The following is a 17,414-nucleotide window of genomic DNA, read 5'->3' on the forward strand; positions in this document are numbered from 1 at the left end:
ATAAAAAAGGCAAATAACGTTAATCGCTATTTGCCTTTTATATGATTTCTGATATTAATCAGCTTTTAACTTTCTTAGCTTAGCCTTCGCGCTGCTAACCCTCATAATCACGAACTTGATTACGTAGCTGCTGCTTGTATTCAGGCGTGATTGGTTCGTTCTCTTCATCCAGCATAATCGCATCAAGGTCGCTTGCCATCATATAAGCAATGCTCATCATACTATCGAAGCTGCGCACGGCTTGTGGATGCGGAAGTGATAAGAACACGACGACACCGTTATAAGTGTTGGTCGCGACACTATGCGGATCAAACGGTGCGATACCACTATCGGTGATACCCATCATACTAAACCACAGCATACCCGTACCGTCTTTTTGCTCGTAGCGATGGAACATATTCATCGCGCCATAGCGTAGACCGTATTTATCAATCAACGCTAACAGATCACGACCACGGATAATCGCCGCTGGGCGGTCACGATATTGGTGCGGCAAGATGGTGATATTGATATTGTCTTTGGCATTAATCAACGGGCCGTTTTGCGCGTCATCACCTGACTCTGATAGATGCTGATCCAGTATCGGGCTGTTATCATCGAAGCTCGGCTCTTCTGCCGTATCGATGGTTGGCATCAGGCTATCGGTCGCTGACATTAGGCTAGAGAACGCATCAGGCTCTTGCTCGATATGCATCTGATCTGCGACTTCTACAAACTCAGCACTATCGGCACGGCGTTGCTCTTCTTGCCAGCGCGCGTAGTCTGCTTCATCGATGACGTCATGATCGTCAGCTGCTACATGATCACGCTCGGCCGTTAGTTGAGCGTCAACGTTGGTATGCGTTTGCGTCAATGGCTCTTCTTCAACCACAGCATCTAAGTAACTACGATCTGGACCGATGCTCGTCTCACCTGCGACCGTATCATCAAGGTCTGGCTGATCAACGATGTTGCGCTCGTGACGCGGTATGATGGGAATACCATTTTTATCATAATTGACCGCAGCAGCTTCGGTAGCACCGCGGCGCTTAAAGCTACGAATGACCATAAACAGCCCTGCGAGCACGATAAACGCGGCAATGGCAATCAATATAAACTGAATAACGGTCATGATAAATACATCCTAGTATATATAACAAAAGGGAATACACAAACGAGCATAAATGGCAATATTCTAGCATGGCTGACCTATATCGTCACCACATTGTGTACTTTATAACCAGTATGCTGGACTGAGGTCAAGCTTATTTGCATTTATGCCAATTGATTGATTATATTTGCATCGCGCTGATTCTCATAGCACTTTTAATGTCGGCTATTTTACGCTTAGCTCTCTACATAACGCGCAGCTTCATCGAGCGACACACTGACTAGTGTAGAAATGCCCGCACTTGGCATGGTAATACCTTTTAGCTCATCAGCAATTTGCATCGTTAATTTATTATGACTGATAAAAATAAACTGTAAATCATCTGCTAGCTCATGGATGAGACTGGTAAAGCGCGCGACGTTGGCATCATCGAGCGGTGCATCGACCTCATCAAGGACACAGAACGGTGCAGGATGCTGCTTAAATATCGCAAAAATCAAACTCAATGCAGTAAGGGTTTTTTCACCGCCCGATAGTACCGCCAAGCGACTGTTGCGTTTGCCCTTCGGCTGCGCCATTAAGGTAAGCCCTGCCCGCCATTGTTCGGACTTTGGCGTATTAGCTGGCATCTCGTCAGTGTTCAGTGTCAGGCTAGCTTGTCCACCACCAAAGACTTTGGCAAATAAATTGGCCAGTTCGTTATTGACCGCATCAAGCGTCTGCATAAACAGTGTCTTGGTCGTCTCATCAATAGAGGCAATCGCTTCGGTCAATGTCTGCATACTGGCTGCGATATCTGCCGTCTGCTGTGCGAGTGGATCCAGGCGTTCGTTTACCTCGGCCAACTCTGCGACCGCTGCCAAATTGACTGGCCCAATTTTGCTCAACTGCTGGGTCAACTTGGCGCGCTCAGATTCAAGCTCAGCGATTTTGTCTGGACGGACGCGGCGATCATGAGCGATAAAATCTGCTAGCAAGTTTGAGACGCTCATGCTTTGTTGAGGTTGCTCAGCTTGCGCTTTATATTTATGACTCACACGATAGTAGGCATCTAAAGCGCTTTGCGTATGTGCGCTAGCATCCTCTAACCGCGCTGCACTTAGTGCCAACTCAGTAGCATGACGGGCAAGCTCGCTTTGCTGCGTTTGCAATGTATTTTGCAATGTATCAAATACTGTCTGCTGCTCAGCGTACGTTTGTTTTAATGCCATTAGCGCAGTATCGCGCTCGTTCAATAGCACTTGCTGCTCATCGCGCGTTGTCTGGGCAGACTGTAGCGCTGCTTGTAGCTCTGGCAACTTGGCCTGCTGCTGATCGTGACGCGTCTGTAGACTTTGCTCATTCTCTAACGATTTATCATGTTGTTCAGTTGCACGAGCCAGACTGCTAACACTATGTTCTAAACGCATCTCGTATTGCTGGATACGCAGCTGCAGTGCTTGCCAAGCGTCATCATCAGCTTGACGCGCGCGGTTTAGCTCGCTACGCTCAGCTTGCAGTTGCTGGTTTGTCGCTCGCGCATCTGCTATTTGCGGCGTTAGAGTAGCGATCTCGCTTTCAATGTGTTGTTGTTCTTGCTCAAGGGTTTGTTGCTCTTGCGCCAGTTCTTTCTTTTCCTGCTCGAGCGTTGCTTTATCAGCGTTCAGGCGTTGGCTATCTGCTTGTAAACGCTCGGCATTGGCTCGCTCGGTGGTTAATTGCTGCTGGTATTTATGCTTATCGCGGGTTAACTGCTCAGCTTGCGCGCGCGTTTCTTCCAAACTAATCATCAACGCATCATAATCGCGCTGATTTTTGGCGATAGATTTTTGCTGCTCTTGTATTTTAGTTTCAAACTCATCAAGCAAGTCTTCTAACGCTTGTAGACGCGTACGCTGCTGCAAACGCTGCGTGAGGAATTGGCTATTACTATCGTTCTGCTCATCCTGTGCACCAGCGAATTTGCTTAAATTAATCGTCCCATGACGACTGATGAGCCAACCATCTGCGGTAAGTAGGATAGCGTATAGTGGTAATGATCTTAATACATCAGTAAGTGTATCAACCTCATGCTGCTCACTGGTTTCAAACTGCGCCGTATATATATAACATTGCTGCCAAAGCGCTAATGTAGGCTGTTTAACCAACTGCGATAATGGCAATACTTTATCAATCAAATTATCTGGCAATTCGCTGACAAACTTATGGTCACTAATATTACTTTGCGCCGCGGGCAACCATAAGCTATGACCCGTCTCTATTAGAGTTTTATCTTTTGCACTGGCAGGCGTATTTTGTGCCGTTTGATAAGTCAGTAAATCTGCAACGTCATGCTCAAGCGCTTGCCATAAGCTATTCGCTTGTTGAGAAATGCCATTAGTGTTATTAACGTCTGATTGCTTGGTTTGATTAGCTTGTTGATTAGAGATCAGAACATGGCTGTCTAGCCACAACGCCAAGATATTATCGAGTAGCGTTGCATGCTCCTGCCCTTTCGCACTCAGCTCAATCTGCTCACGTAGCGTTGTGATGGCTAACGGCTGATGATGTATGCCATCGTTATCTGCATTATCCGTCGCGGTAGGTTGAGTCTTTGCTGATTGCTGTTGTGTAGGTTTTGGATGCAATATCTGATGCAAAGTATCGTATTCGCCTGCCAGTAGCGCATGACGCTTTTCATCATCGCTCAGCTCGCTCTGTTGTGCGTTTAGTCTCTGCTGCAAACTATGCGCTTGCGGTTGTATCTCGGACAAGCGTTCATCGACGGCTTCACGTTGACGCTCAACCTGCTGCAACTGCATGCTTAGCTCAGTGACTTGCTGTTCTAGCACCTGACTGAGATCTTGCACCTTATCCGTCTTACTCACATCAGTACTGTCAGATGCAGATGGCGCTATAGACTGCTGTAATTGCTGCCACAGGTTTTGCCAGCTTTGCTCGCGGCGTTGCCATTTATCATAGCTTTGCTGATGACGCTTTTGTGCTTGAGCGTTAATGGCTTGCTGCTGTTCAAGCGAACGGGCTTTATCTTGCAAGCGTGACAGATTGTTTTGCGCTTCGTGCCACGCGCGTTGTAGTGGCTGCTCATTGCGCTTATAGTTATCGCGTTTGTCTGTCAGCTCAGTCAGCTGCGGACGCAACGCTTCTAGCGCTTGATTCTGCTCAGCTTGTTCAGCTTTTAGGCGTTCGATATCAGCGAGTGATTGCGCACGCTGTTGAGCCAAGCCAAACAGTTGCTGCTCAATAGCGGTCAGCTGTGACTTAGCATCACTTAGCTTATGTTCCGCTTGTTGATAGCCGAGCTGCTGCTGATAGTGAGCGCTTTGGGCATCGTCTTTGAGCCATTGCTCTTGATTGATTCGCGCAGTGAGCTTATCTTGCTGAGCTTTGAGCGTGTCGTAGTCAGCTTGAAGTGTCGACACCTCCGTAGCACTACGTTCATGCGCTACTTTCTGCTGTTGATGTGTTTGCTTAGCTTGATACAGCTGCTGAATGGCGAGCTGCTGCTCGATATCAGCTAGTGTTAAAGCCAACTCTTCATAGCGCTGCGCACTAGCCGCCTGCTTAGACAGTGTCTTTTGTTGGCGTAGTAATTCGCTTTGCATATCGTGCAGGCGGGCTAGATTATCCTTTGTTTTCTCTAACTTCTTTTGCGTTTCTTCACGGCGAGCCTGATAGCGTGAGACACCTGCCGCCTCTTCGATAAACTCACGCAGCTGCACGGGGCTAGACTCAACGATGCGCCCAATCATGCCTTGCTCAATTACCGCATAGCTACGTGCACCCAGCCCTGTACCTAAAAACACATCGACCACATCACGGCGACGGCAACGCGTACCATTGATAAAATAATCTGAGCGGCCATCTTTATTTACCTGACGGCGAACCGATAGCTCTTGGTACAAGTTAAACTCGTGGCGAATACCAGTCTGCTCATCTTGGGTATGCTCGAAGGTTAGCTCGACACTGGCGACGCTTTTGGCTGTTTTATCTTGCGTACCGGCAAAGATAACATCACTCATCGCCCCGCCGCGTAACTGCTTGGCAGAGGTCTCGCCTAGCACCCAGCGGATAGCATCAATCACATTGGATTTGCCACAGCCGTTCGGCCCGACGATGGCGGTGATACCATGACGAAAAGTAAAAGTGGTTGGATTGGCAAAGGATTTGAAGCCTGCCAGCTTTAGAGATTTTAAACGCATGAAGAGTCAATAAACTTAGCAAAAACAGGCGGCTATTCTACCTGAAATTGTAGTAGGTTTTTAGGGTTAAACGGCTAAGTGCATAAACGATTTCGATTCAAGGCTTTGATGGAACCCTCGTAACAGTTTTTGCTCCACTTGGCAGACATTATTTTCTACTAAGTAGCGATTATTAAACTCGATAAAGGCTGACCAAGAGATATTTGCTACTTCTAAATAATCGACTATTTCTAACAGCTCTGGCCTTAGTAAATACTGATACTTCCTAGGCCGTTTATAACATAGAGACAGCTCTCGATCTACGAGCGTTTGCTTATTTTGCTTTAGTGCGTCACCACCGATAAATAACAGCAAAAACTTTGCCCCTTTATCGATAAAGCCTTTTGCTAATAAATGCTCGTACATCAAGCAGTACTTTAGGATTGGGTCTGGGTTTTTCCGGCTAGCGAGTTTTAACTCATTGGCTATCAGCACATTCGCCTGATGGTTATAGGCGAGGTTGTCCATATACATTGCTTTTAGCTCTGTACTGTTTTCGAACATACCGCTATTACCATGTGTCGACCATGACCCACTTGGCTCAAAGTTGATAAATTGCTGATAAAATAAGTTTAGATAAACATCGCTGCACAAACTCAAAAAAATATCGAACTCTTTATTGAGATAGTCTTCAGAAAAGAACGTTACGCGGCGCACGGCTTCTCTCGCATTACAGATACCCATCGTTTGCGTTGAATACGTCTCTAGCTGCTCAGTTTCATTCATTTTCGTATTGAGCTTTTTGATGACTGATTGCTCAATCTCTTCTATATTTTTATCCTTTAACTCTGGGTGGGCCGCCCATTCAATGATTTGGCGTACGTATTGCTTTTTAGTGATGCCTAAAATACGCTGCGGCTCCCATGCCAAAAACTCTACCATATTAGAGAGACCCGTCGTCCACGATAACTGGTCTTTTAGATGATTTATTGAGCCGAAAACACGGCGGTATTTTTCTGCAGCTTTCATACTAATAATGTCTCACGGTTTGCATACTAGCTTTATAAAGGTTTGTCATTGCTATAGTCATGCCACTGTAAAAGTATTACAGCGTTAACCTCGCTTGAGGTATCACATATACGTCTACACTCGATTGCCTTGTACTATTTTTAAATTGAATCGACTATACAATATGTCAAGTTTATCTAAGGATTTGAAGCCTTTTAGCTTTAAAGGTTTTAGACGCATAAAGGAACAATAAACATAGCAAAAACAGGCGGCTATTCTACCTGAAATTGTGGTATTTATGGCTGTCATAGACGATACCACCACTCTCTAAGACTATAATCTTTTAAAAGGCAGTCAATGGAAGTTAGTAAAGGAAATAAGGCTACTCTTAAGAAGTGACTATCTGCGTATATTCATCAGCATGTCGTTTAACAACTTTTAATAGGTTATCAGCTTCTCTATCAAATGCTTCTTTAGCAACCTCACACTGTCCGAAACTACCAGAAAATAATTCGATATATAATTTAACGAGTTGTTTAGAAAATTTTTCGTAATCATCTTCTAACAAAGGGAAATGAAGCATGACTAAGGTATCAACTTCAGCCATTAACATCATGAATGTCTCCATTGTAAAATTCAGGTTTTCATTTTTTGAACGATAATATACGCCTTCGTAAGCCATATAAGCTAGGCGATACAACTTAACAGTTAATTGCTCATACTTTTCACGTGTAAAAACTTTCACTTCCTTATTATGTTCTAACTTTAATTTATCAATATCATGCTTATGTATTTGTTTATTCGTTATATAAGGAAGTAGTCCACCAATGAGAACTCCTAACAGACTAGCTATTACTGCAAACATTTTTAACTCTCTATATAATAATCAAAATTAAAAACAATTGGTTTCTTACAACATTCCAAGCCCACTCAATAACAACTGCCCTCCAGCAAATATCAATAATATGCCAAATGCGCGCTTAAGTATCAGCGCAGGTAAGACATGGGCAAGCTTGGCACCGACTTTTGCCATCGCAAAGCTGGCAACTGAAATAAACAAGAATCCTGTGACATGGACAAATCCTATCGTGCCTTGAGGTAGATTGACCACGTCTTGACCGAACCAAGCAAACCCTGCTGCTCCAGCCAAGGCAATTGGTAGACCGCACGCTGCTGACGTGCCGACCGATTGTTTCATCGGCAGCCCTGCCCAGTTCAAGAATGGTACGGTCAAGCTGCCGCCACCAATGCCAAAAATAGAGGACGCCATACCAATACCCGTACCAGCACCAAACTGGACACCGGCCGATGGTAACGGTTTGCCCACCTGCTCTTTATTCGAAAAGAACAGCATTTTTAGAGCGACCAATAGCGCACCGAAACCAATGATAGCCTGTAGTACTTGCCCATCAATCATATCCGCGATACCAGCACCGACCAAACTACCGATGACCAATCCAAGCGCCATCTTGCGCCATACTTCCCAGCGCACGCCGCCGCGCTTGTTATGGGCAGTCAGCGAGCTGATCGAGGTCACAACGATGGTCGCCAATGACGTCCCGATGGCCAGATGAGTGATTACTTCTGGCGAAAAGTCATAAGCGGTAAAAATCCATACCAATGCGGGCACGATAATCATGCCACCGCCGACGCCAAACAAGCCCGCGCTGACACCCGCAAACGCGCCTGCAATCACAAACCACACATATAACATCATAGAACGAACCTTTTATAATACTGACTGGCGCTATAGTACTCACTAGCGCTTAGGCGTGCTTAATTGTATTTGCCAAATCTCAGCGTGACCTTTATGCTGTTTACTCGGTACTGTCTGACCGCAACAATCGCTCAGTATATCAAAGTTTCCTTTAACCACATCGACTAAACTTATGCCGCCACTCACTAGTTTTTCTACCTATTTATCCGAGCTCAATCACCGTCATGTGGCTAGTAGCGCCTCGACCAATAGCGAGCTGATGGAAGCCTTACAAAACGGGTCATTAGATGTCGCCACCGTACACGTTTTGACCGCGGAAACCCAAAGCGCAGGTCGTGGTCAGCACGGGCGCTCGTGGCAATCACCGCGCGGCAATGTCTATCTGTCGCTATACCATCCCGTGCATATGCCAATCAGTGGCTTGCTATCGCTTATCATTGGTCTTGAGCTGGCGAAGATGCCTATCATTCAAACACTGAACGAGCAACTGCAAGCGCAAGGACTGACACCAATTGGGGTGAAATGGGCAAATGACTTGGGGTTTTATCAGCAAGCTCAGAGCCAATCTGAAGAGCTATCTAAAGTGCAATCTGTAACGGACAGCTCGGTATTAGACTCAGTATTAGACTCAGCATTGAATAGTAATGTAGCAAATCAGCGTACCCTACCCTTTAATAAACTGGCTGGGATTTTGATAGAGCCAGTGACGAAAGCTGGCAGGTTGGTTGGTGTGGTGCTAGGTATTGGCCTAAACGTACAGGCAGCACCAAAGCTCACCACACAAACGTCTGAGGGCATGAGTTATCAAGCGATTAGCTTACAAGGCATTAATGAGATGCTACCTTTAGAGACACGATCTGCGAGCCTACCAGACCTACCAATGCTCTATCAACAGATGTGCAAAGCATTGATGGCGGCGATGACACGCTTTGAGCATTTGGGCATAGAGCAGCCAACGGGTCATACTTATTACTTGGATAGTTTTTTGGAGCAGTTTGCGATGATGGATGCGCTATCGGGTCTGCGCTTACGCGTCACCCAAGACTATAATAACGAAGAAAAAGTCGTGACGGGAATCGCTTGCGGTGTCGACACACATGGCTGTTTGCAATTGCGCCAAGATAGCGGTAAGATTTCTACGCTTTTTACTGGACGCATCGACGTTATTTATTAGGCTTAGACAACTATATTGATGAACACCATCATTAACGAGCACTATATAAAGGGACTTTTATGCTCTGGCTTGATCTTGGAAATACCCGCCTAAAATACTGGCTAACCGATGATATCGGACAAATAGTCGCGCATGATGCTAAGCAGCATTTGCAAGCACCTGCCGAACTACTTATGGGTCTGACGGATCGCTTTGAGCGTTATGCGCCTGACTTTATTGGTATCTCATCAGTATTGGGTGACAATCTCAATGCCAAAGTATCAGAGACACTCAGTCGTTTGAATATTCCGTTTGAGTTTGTCCATGTCGATGCAGCACATGCGCTGATGAAAAGTGCTTACAATGATCAGCAGCTCGGCTGTGATCGTTGGCTACAGATGCTCGGTGCGGTCGATAAGAAAAAGCGCCAGTGTGTGATTGGTTGTGGCACAGCGGTAACCATTGATTTGATTGATCATGCTGAGCATTTGGGCGGTTATATTTTCCCTAGCATCTACCTGCAACGTGAATCACTGTTCTCTGGTACTAAGCAAATCACTATCTCGAACGGTACTTTTGATAGCGTCAGTCAAGGCTTGACCACTCAAGACGCGGTGCATCGCGGTATTTTGCTCTCTATCGTTGGCGCGATCAATGAGATTAGCCACCGTCACCCTAATTTTGAATTGATTATGACAGGTGGTGATGCCGCCATTATATCCCAGCATGTTAATCGTCCAGTGCGCTTACGTGATGATTTGCTATTGAACGGTTTGGCAAGATACTTTGATTATCGCAATAAGTCTTAACCGCTTATAGATAATTCGGTTTAACGTTGACATGAAAAAAGCAGCACGTTTTACACGTGCTGCTTTTTTATTTTACTATCATAAAATAGCTAACGTATTGCTAGCTATTGCTTCCATATCTTCTTATTTGGTCTCGTTAAACAGCTCGCGACCGACTAGCATACGGCGAATTTCACTGGTACCTGCGCCAATCTCATATAGCTTGGCATCGCGCCAGTAGCGACCAAGTGGATACTCATTGGTATAGCCATTACCGCCAAATATTTGAATGCCCTCGCCTGCCATCCATGTGGCTTTTTCGGCACACCATAGAATCACACTGGCACAGTCTTTACGTACTTCTCGACTATGACCAGCACCGCGCGCGTCCAACATATCGAGGTTTTTACCCACGGTGTACAAGAAGCTGCGACCCGCTTGCAATATCGTATACATGTCTGCGACTTTGCCCTGAATCAGCTGGAATTCACCGATCGCTTGACCAAACTGCTTACGATCATGGATATAAGGCACGACATTGTCCATCACTGCTTGCATGATACCAATAGGACCTGCAGCCAATACAGCGCGCTCATAATCTAGGCCGCTCATCAGTACCTTGACGCCTTCATTAAGACCGCCCAAGATATTTTCGCTTGCTACTTTTACATTATTAAAAATCATCTCACCAGTATGGCTACCGCGCATGCCGAGCTTGTCTAGCTTTTGTGCGGTACCAAAACCTTCCATACCTTTTTCAACGATAAAGGCCGTCATGCCTTTGCCGCCTAATTCAGGATTGGTCTTGGCATAGACCACCATCACGTCAGCATCAGGACCATTGGTAATCCACATTTTGCTACCATTTAAAATATAGCTGCCGTCTTTTTCTTCTGCTCTTAGTTTCATACTGACGACGTCTGAGCCAGCACCAGTCTCACTCATTGCCAATGCACCGATGAACTCGCCGCTGATTAGCTTTGGCAGATATTTCTGCTTTTGTTCTTCAGAGCCGTTACGTTTGATTTGGTTAATACATAGATTAGAGTGTGCGCCATAGCTAAGCGCTACCGATGCCGAAGCTCGGCTAATCTCTTCCATCGCGACCATGTGGGCGACGTAGCCCATGTTAGAGCCGCCGTATTCTTCAGGAACGGTAATACCATGTAGACCGAGGTCGCCCATTTTTTGCCACAAATCCATTGGAAACTCATCGCTGCTGTCAATCTCGGCAGCACGTGGAGCGATTTCATTTGCTGCAAACTGCTGTACGACATCACGTAGCGCGTCAATATCTTCGCCAAGTTGAAAATTCAATCCAGGTAAACTCATAACCATTCCTTGTGTATAAATATTTAATTTTCGAATTTTAATCTATTTTTTAAAGCCATATTATTTTTAATGTTATCTTTGATGTCATAGTCCATTCAATGTGAAAGTATGGCAAGGCAACCGAGTGTAGATGTATATCGAATACTTCAAACGAGGTTAACGCTGTCATACCTTCACAGTGGGTTGACTATCTACTTAAGACTGACGTTTATTGATTAGAGCACGTGCCACATTTGAGCCATTTGGTCGCTTTAAAAATTCACTGATGCGCTCACCTGCTACGACCAATTTTTCCAAATCGATACCCGTGCTGATACCCATACCATGCAGCATATACACCACATCTTCAGTCGCGACATTGCCCGTTGCGCCTTTAGCATAAGGACAACCGCCCAAGCCAGCGACAGAGGTATCAAACTCACTCACACCCATTTGTAATGCAGCCAGAGTATTGCTCAATGCTTGACCATAAGTATCATGAAAATGACCCGATAGCATAGAGATATCAGCATACTCAAGTGCTGCTTGCAACGCTCGTTGTACTTTAAGCGGTGTGCCCACACCGATCGTATCGGCAATGCCAATCTGCTCTGAACCGATCTCAATCAATCGCTTGGTGACATAAGCTACTTGGCTAGGGTCAATCTCACCTTCATAGGGACAACCAACCGTACAAGAGATCACGCCGCGTACCTTGATGCCTTGTGCTTTTGCTGCCGCAGCCACTGGTGCAAAACGTTTAATACTCTCATCGATACTACAATTGATATTTTTTTGACTAAAGGTTTCGCTGGCTGAGCCAAAGATGACTATTTCATCCGGGCGATGTACGATAGCATTTTCAAAGCCACGCATATTGGGCACCAGTACCGAGTAGCAAACGTCCGTCTGCCGCGTCGGTGCTAGTGCGTCGAGCAACTCGCTGTTATCACCCATTTGTGGTACCCACTTTGGCGAAACAAAACTGGTCGCTTCCAATTTTTTGACACCCGCCGCAATTAAATCATTAATGAGCGTTTGCTTAACTTCAGTCGGTACCGTCATGGATTCGTTTTGTAGTCCATCACGTGGACTGACATCAACAATGGTGACATGGCTTGGATACAAATGGCTCATACTTGTCGTCCTTTTTGTTATTTGCGCTTTGATGAGGCTTTCTTATTAGGCTTCGTCAGCTATGCGCTCTCACTATCGATACGCAATAGCTCATCACCATCAGCGACCAAGTCACCTGCTGCAAATAATAGTTCTGCTACCACACCATCCGTCGGTGCAGTAATGGTGTGTTCAATTTTCATAGCTTCGATGACGGCAAGTGGCTCGCCTTTTTTCACAGTATCGCCAACAGCTACTTTGAATGCAACCACTTGTCCTGGCATTGGCGACTTCAAACTGCCAACTGCTGCTGTATCTTCGCCCACATGTGCCATAATATCAATAAGCGTAATTTCATCACGTCCGCTATCTGTGAATACGTAGACTGTCTCGTTATTTACCCAGCTTTGGGCACTGATACGTGCACCCTCTAACCATAAAGTATGATTGTGCGCGTCACTGCTATCATAGCTGATCTGACCTTCATAAACCGTTTCGGTCTGAGCCGCTACATTGATATTGCTATCATCCTGCGTATTCGCGATTTCTTGACCAATGACGAGCGTAAAACTACTGAGATTATCGCCGCCTTTTTTGCTATCAGCACCACTCGCATTGTGCCAATTACTGATGCGGGCGCTATAAGCCTGCTCATCATAAACCAAGCTAAATGAACGAGTATAATCGCTGTAAGCACGGAAACCCGTTGGCTTGCTAAACGGATCTGAGCCCTGCGTGGTCGCTTCGCTCGCAAGCTGCTGCGCAATAGCAGTCACCACAAGTGTCGATAATCCGAGAGGGTGCTGGTCAAAAAGCTTATCCTGCTCACGCTCTATCAATGCCGTATCGAGATTGGCTTTGCTAAATGAATCGGTATTTAAAATATAACGCAAAAATGCCACGTTGTTTGGCAGACCAACGATACGCGTCTGTGCCAATGCACGATCTAGTCTTGCCAACGCTTGCTCGCGCGTAGGAGCATGCACGATAAGCTTGGCAATCATAGAGTCATAAAAAGGGCTGATCACATCCCCCTCACGTACGCCATCATCGATACGCACATCGGTAATGTTAAAGGTACTATGCTCAGGCTTTTGATAAGTGAATAAAGTTCCTGTCGCTGGCAAGAAATTGTTATCAGGGTTTTCGGCACAGATACGCGCCTCAATTGCATGACCATTGATGGCCAGATCATCTTGCGATTTTGGCAATGGCTGACCCGCAGCAACCAAAAGCTGCCACTCGACCAAATCGACACCAGTAATGGCTTCACTGACTGGATGCTCAACTTGCAAGCGCGTATTCATTTCCATGAAATAAAAATTCATAGAGTCTTCACGCTGCTCAACGATGAACTCAACAGTACCTGCACCAACGTAATCGACAGCACGTGCTGCTTCGATTGCCGCTGTGCCCATCGCTTCACGCATGGCAGTATCAACACCGGGCGCGGGCGCTTCTTCTAGTACTTTTTGATGGCGGCGCTGTACTGAACAATCACGCTCAAACAGATGCACATAATTACCGTGCGTATCGCCAAATACTTGGATTTCGATATGACGTGGTTTTAGCGCGTATTTTTCGACCAACACTTGATCATTACCAAAACTGGTAATCGCTTCACGGCGGCATGAATCTAACAGGTCAATAAAATCGCTGCTTTTTTCAACGATACGCATACCTTTGCCGCCGCCACCTGCACTCGCTTTAATCAAGACAGGATAGCCAATGCTATCGGCCTGCTGCTGCAAAAACTGTGCATCTTGGTTATCACCATGATAGCCCGGTATCAGCGGCACGCCAGCCGATTCCATCAAGCGCTTAGACTCAGACTTGCCGCCCATAGCACGGATAGCATCCGCCGATGGACCAATAAACACCAAACCAGCATCTTGGCAGGCTTGTGCAAAGTCTGCATTTTCGCTCAAAAACCCATATCCTGGATGAATTGCTTGGGCGCCTGTTTGCTTAGCGATAGCAATAATAGCATCGCCTTTTAGATAACTGTCTTTCGGTGCCGAACCACCCAAATAGATAGCCTCATCACAGACAGCCACATGCTTGGCCTCACGATCCGCATCGGAATAAACAGCAACGGTACTGACGCCAAGACGCTTAGCAGTCGCGGCCACTCGGCAAGCAATTTCACCACGGTTGGCGATTAGAATTTTAGAAAACATAACTATCCCTGTGTCTTGTCGTTATTATTTGACGTCTTGTCTATTTGCCCATTTTCCTATCATTGTTCTGCTACTAGTTAGTCTGCCATTAGCCAATCAGGTTTACGCTTTTGCAAAAACGCTTGAACTCCCTCTTTGCCTTGCTTTGATGAGCGGATATCAGCGATACCTTTGACCGTGTCAGCAATCAGCTCATCTGTAATAGGCGCACCAGCGACATCGTGTAATAGCTGCTTGCAGGTTTTGACTGCATCAGGGCTATTTTTGACGACCTTGTTACAGAACGCAGCCACCTCATCGCCCAGCCACTCTTCGCTAACACGTTCATGGATAAAGCCAAGCTGACGTGCCTTCTTAGCATCAAACACTTCAGCACTTAAGAAATAACGCTGCGACGCTCTAGCACCTAGCGCTCGGATAACATAAGGACTGATAGTGGCAGGAGCCAACCCTAAACGCACTTCACTGAGGCAGAAGTTTGCAATTTTGACAGCGATGGCCACATCACAGACAGCAACTAGCCCCATGCCGCCAGCATAAACATCACCTTGAATAGCCGCGACTGTTGGTTTCGAACACTCGTAAATAGTTTTAAGCATTTGTGCCAATTTATCGGCGTCCGCTAGATTCTCTTCATAGCTATAATCTGCCATGGCACGCATCCAATTGAGGTCAGCACCTGCACAGAACGCTTTGCCAGCAGCTGCTAGCACAATGACACGTACCTCATCATCAGCACCAAGTGTATTGAACGCATCGGTTAGCTCAGCAATCATTTCATCGTTAAAGGCATTACGTATCTCAGGACGATTCAATGTCACTGTCGCCACATGCTGCTCCACTTTCACCAGTAGGCTTTTATAATTTTTATCACTGTCTTTTTGCATAACTTTCTCTATATTTTTTATATAAATATTTAAACAAACTCTTGGTCAATCCATAATAATATTAATACAAGGAAACCAAGTGCAAAGACTAAGCGTAGATGTACAAACCATACTTCAAATGAGGTTAACGCAATAGTCGCTTATTATGGGTAGACCTTAGAATGCTTACATTCTAAAAACCCCAAATGTCGTCTCTTCAATTGGTGCGTTATAAGCTGCGCTTAATCCTAAAGCCAATACATTACGGGTATCAGCAGGATCAATTACGCCGTCATCCCACATACGTGCGGTAGCATAATACGGATGACCTTGCTCTTCATACATCTCACGAATCGGCGCTTTAAATGCCGCTTCGTCCTCATCCCTCCACACTTCACCTTTACGATCAAAATTATCACGTTTGACCGTTGCCAGTACTGAAGCTGCTTGCTCACCGCCCATGACAGAGATACGGGCATTTGGCCACATCCATAAGAAGCGCGGGCTATAAGCACGGCCACACATACCGTAGTTACCAGCGCCGAACGAGCCACCGACGATGACTGTGAATTTTGGTACTTTGGCATTAGCCACCGCCATTACCATCTTGGCACCATGACGAGCGATACCTTCGTTCTCGTATTTACGACCCACCATGAAGCCAGTAATGTTCTGGAGGAATACTAATGGGATTTTGCGTTTACAGCACAGCTCGATGAAGTGCGTGCCTTTTTGCGCTGATTCACTGAATAAGATACCGTTATTGGCAATAATACCAACAGGCATCCCTTCGATATGAGCGAACCCACAAACCAACGTCGTACCAAAGCGCGATTTAAACTCATCAAAGGCACTGTCATCAACGATACGCGCGATGATTTCTCTGATATCAAATGGCTTGCGCTTGTCTGTTGGAATAACACCATAGAGCTCTTTGGCATCGTAACGTGGCGGACGCGGTGTGATTTGATTAGGAATATTTTTTGTAGGGCGATTGAGATGACTGACGATATTACGGGCAATCGATAACGCGTGGGTATCGTTTTGGGCTAGATGATCAACCACGCCTGATAGACGGGTATGTACATCGCCGCCGCCCAAATCTTCTGCCGTGACCTCTTCACCAGTCGCTGCTTTTACCAGTGGCGGACCACCCAAAAATATCGTACCTTGCTCTTTAACGATAATAGATTCATCACTCATGGCAGGCACATAGGCACCGCCAGCCGTACAGCTACCCATGACCACAGCAATCTGTGGAATGCCTACCGCACTCAGATTTGCTTGATTAAAGAAGATACGACCGAAATGCTCTTTATCAGGGAACACATCATCTTGGTTCGGTAAGTTTGCACCACCTGAATCAACCAGATAAACGCATGGCAGATGGTTTTCTTGCGCAATTTCTTGTGCTCGCAGGTGTTTTTTGACCGTCATTGGGTAGTACGTACCGCCTTTTACCGTGGCATCATTACAGACAATCATACATTCGATGCCATTGATACGACCAATACCTGCAATTACGCCAGCCGCTGGAATCTCTTCGCCATACATATCATGTGCGGCCATTGGTGCCACTTCTAGGAACGGTGTACCTACATCCAATAAACGCTCGACGCGCTCACGTGGTAACAACTTGCCACGCGCTAAATGCTTGGCTCGTGCGCGCTCTGAGCCACCTTGGGCAACTTTACGCAAGTGTACATACAAGTCATCGACTATCTCTTGCATCGCGGCACTGTTTTGCTGAAAATCGCTTGAGTTTGGACTCAGTTTACTGGTTATGATAGCGCTCATGATATCCCTTTTTTTCTTATACATAGATAGATACGTAGATGTGAGTAGCTTTTCATATAAATGATACTAACTACTATTTTTAAGCGTTGCTCACATATAGTCGATTTAATTTAAAAGTAGTACAAGGCAACCGAGTGCAGATGTATGTGTGATACTTCAAGCGAGGTTAACGCTGTAATACTTTTATAGTCAAATGAATATGGTTAGTCTTTTATTTTTTAGAGCAGA

Annotated in this window: 12 protein-coding genes; 2 read left to right on the plus strand and 10 right to left on the minus strand. The window is 45.8% G+C overall.

Translation table 11 applies throughout. From position 1 onward, the window contains the following. Positions 1-94: 94 nt before the first annotated feature. The 5 genes from DXK30_RS07590 to DXK30_RS07610 form a co-directional block, all read right to left on the minus strand. Complete coding sequence (locus DXK30_RS07590) at positions 95-1,111, minus strand: cell division protein ZipA (protein WP_114701194.1); 1,017 nt, start codon at positions 1,109-1,111, stop codon at positions 95-97. A gap of 215 nt (positions 1,112-1,326) precedes the next feature. After that, on the minus strand, positions 1,327-5,271 hold the full coding sequence (locus tag DXK30_RS07595) for an AAA family ATPase (RefSeq protein ID WP_114701195.1): 3,945 nt from the start codon (positions 5,269-5,271) through the stop codon (positions 1,327-1,329). Positions 5,272-5,337: 66 nt separating this feature from the next. Continuing rightward, positions 5,338-6,279: a hypothetical protein gene (locus DXK30_RS07600; protein ID WP_114701196.1), complete on the minus strand. Its 942-nt coding sequence runs from the start codon at positions 6,277-6,279 to the stop codon at positions 5,338-5,340. A 367-nt stretch (positions 6,280-6,646) separates the two neighbouring features. Beyond that, entirely contained in the window at positions 6,647-7,123 is a 477-nt protein-coding gene (locus DXK30_RS07605) for a hypothetical protein (RefSeq protein WP_114701197.1), read from the minus strand. Between the two features lie 45 nt (positions 7,124-7,168). Further along, on the minus strand, positions 7,169-7,972 hold the full coding sequence (locus DXK30_RS07610) for a sulfite exporter TauE/SafE family protein (protein ID WP_201508140.1): 804 nt from the start codon (positions 7,970-7,972) through the stop codon (positions 7,169-7,171). 175 nt (positions 7,973-8,147) lie between these two features. Here DXK30_RS07610 and DXK30_RS07615 point away from each other — a divergent pair, with 175 nt between their 5' ends. Both DXK30_RS07615 and DXK30_RS07620 read left to right on the plus strand, forming a co-directional pair. Then, positions 8,148-9,149 carry a biotin--[acetyl-CoA-carboxylase] ligase gene (locus tag DXK30_RS07615; protein ID WP_114701199.1) on the plus strand — a complete coding sequence of 334 codons (1,002 nt, stop codon included), beginning with the start codon at positions 8,148-8,150 and terminating at the stop codon, positions 9,147-9,149. A 59-nt stretch (positions 9,150-9,208) separates the two neighbouring features. Continuing rightward, positions 9,209-9,937, plus strand: coding sequence for a pantothenate kinase (locus DXK30_RS07620; RefSeq protein ID WP_101205592.1), 729 nt, complete (start codon positions 9,209-9,211; stop codon positions 9,935-9,937). A gap of 123 nt (positions 9,938-10,060) precedes the next feature. Here the strand turns inward: DXK30_RS07620 and DXK30_RS07625 are convergent, their stop codons facing one another. From DXK30_RS07625 to DXK30_RS07645, 5 genes are all read right to left on the minus strand, one after another. After that, a complete protein-coding gene (locus tag DXK30_RS07625; protein WP_114701200.1) occupies positions 10,061-11,248 on the minus strand; it encodes an isovaleryl-CoA dehydrogenase in 1,188 nt (395 codons plus the stop codon). A 195-nt stretch (positions 11,249-11,443) separates the two neighbouring features. Then, positions 11,444-12,364: a hydroxymethylglutaryl-CoA lyase gene (locus DXK30_RS07630; protein ID WP_114701201.1), complete on the minus strand. Its 921-nt coding sequence runs from the start codon at positions 12,362-12,364 to the stop codon at positions 11,444-11,446. A gap of 59 nt (positions 12,365-12,423) precedes the next feature. Then, the gene (locus DXK30_RS07635) at positions 12,424-14,523 is read right to left on the minus strand and encodes an acetyl/propionyl/methylcrotonyl-CoA carboxylase subunit alpha (RefSeq protein WP_114701202.1); all 2,100 of its coding nucleotides are present in this window, start codon (positions 14,521-14,523) and stop codon (positions 12,424-12,426) included. Positions 14,524-14,600: 77 nt separating this feature from the next. Then, complete coding sequence (locus DXK30_RS07640) at positions 14,601-15,410, minus strand: enoyl-CoA hydratase/isomerase family protein (RefSeq protein ID WP_114701203.1); 810 nt, start codon at positions 15,408-15,410, stop codon at positions 14,601-14,603. 165 nt (positions 15,411-15,575) lie between these two features. Beyond that, on the minus strand, positions 15,576-17,186 hold the full coding sequence (locus DXK30_RS07645) for a carboxyl transferase domain-containing protein (protein ID WP_114701204.1): 1,611 nt from the start codon (positions 17,184-17,186) through the stop codon (positions 15,576-15,578). Between the last annotated feature and the right edge of the window lie 228 nt (positions 17,187-17,414).

It is taken from the genome of Psychrobacter proteolyticus (assembly GCF_003350005.1).
Classification (GTDB): Bacteria; Pseudomonadota; Gammaproteobacteria; order Pseudomonadales; family Moraxellaceae; genus Psychrobacter; species Psychrobacter proteolyticus.

What these genes read in the sequence shown, in the direction of transcription:
- DXK30_RS07595 (WP_114701195.1), bottom strand. Translation starts at nt 5,271, where the DNA reads ATGCGTTTAAAATCTCTAAAGCTGGCAGGCTTCAAATCCTTTGCCAAT.
- DXK30_RS07640 (WP_114701203.1), bottom strand. Translation starts at nt 15,410, where the DNA reads ATGCAAAAAGACAGTGATAAAAATTATAAAAGCCTACTGGTGAAAGTG.
- DXK30_RS07620 (WP_101205592.1), top strand. Translation starts at nt 9,209, where the DNA reads ATGCTCTGGCTTGATCTTGGAAATACCCGCCTAAAATACTGGCTAACC.
- DXK30_RS07610 (WP_201508140.1), bottom strand. Translation starts at nt 7,972, where the DNA reads ATGTTATATGTGTGGTTTGTGATTGCAGGCGCGTTTGCGGGTGTCAGC.
- DXK30_RS07625 (WP_114701200.1), bottom strand. Translation starts at nt 11,248, where the DNA reads ATGAGTTTACCTGGATTGAATTTTCAACTTGGCGAAGATATTGACGCG.
- DXK30_RS07645 (WP_114701204.1), bottom strand. Translation starts at nt 17,186, where the DNA reads ATGAGCGCTATCATAACCAGTAAACTGAGTCCAAACTCAAGCGATTTT.
- DXK30_RS07600 (WP_114701196.1), bottom strand. Translation starts at nt 6,279, where the DNA reads ATGAAAGCTGCAGAAAAATACCGCCGTGTTTTCGGCTCAATAAATCAT.
- DXK30_RS07630 (WP_114701201.1), bottom strand. Translation starts at nt 12,364, where the DNA reads ATGAGCCATTTGTATCCAAGCCATGTCACCATTGTTGATGTCAGTCCA.
- DXK30_RS07590 (WP_114701194.1), bottom strand. Translation starts at nt 1,111, where the DNA reads ATGACCGTTATTCAGTTTATATTGATTGCCATTGCCGCGTTTATCGTG.
- DXK30_RS07605 (WP_114701197.1), bottom strand. Translation starts at nt 7,123, where the DNA reads ATGTTTGCAGTAATAGCTAGTCTGTTAGGAGTTCTCATTGGTGGACTA.
- DXK30_RS07635 (WP_114701202.1), bottom strand. Translation starts at nt 14,523, where the DNA reads ATGTTTTCTAAAATTCTAATCGCCAACCGTGGTGAAATTGCTTGCCGA.
- DXK30_RS07615 (WP_114701199.1), top strand. Translation starts at nt 8,148, where the DNA reads ATGCCGCCACTCACTAGTTTTTCTACCTATTTATCCGAGCTCAATCAC.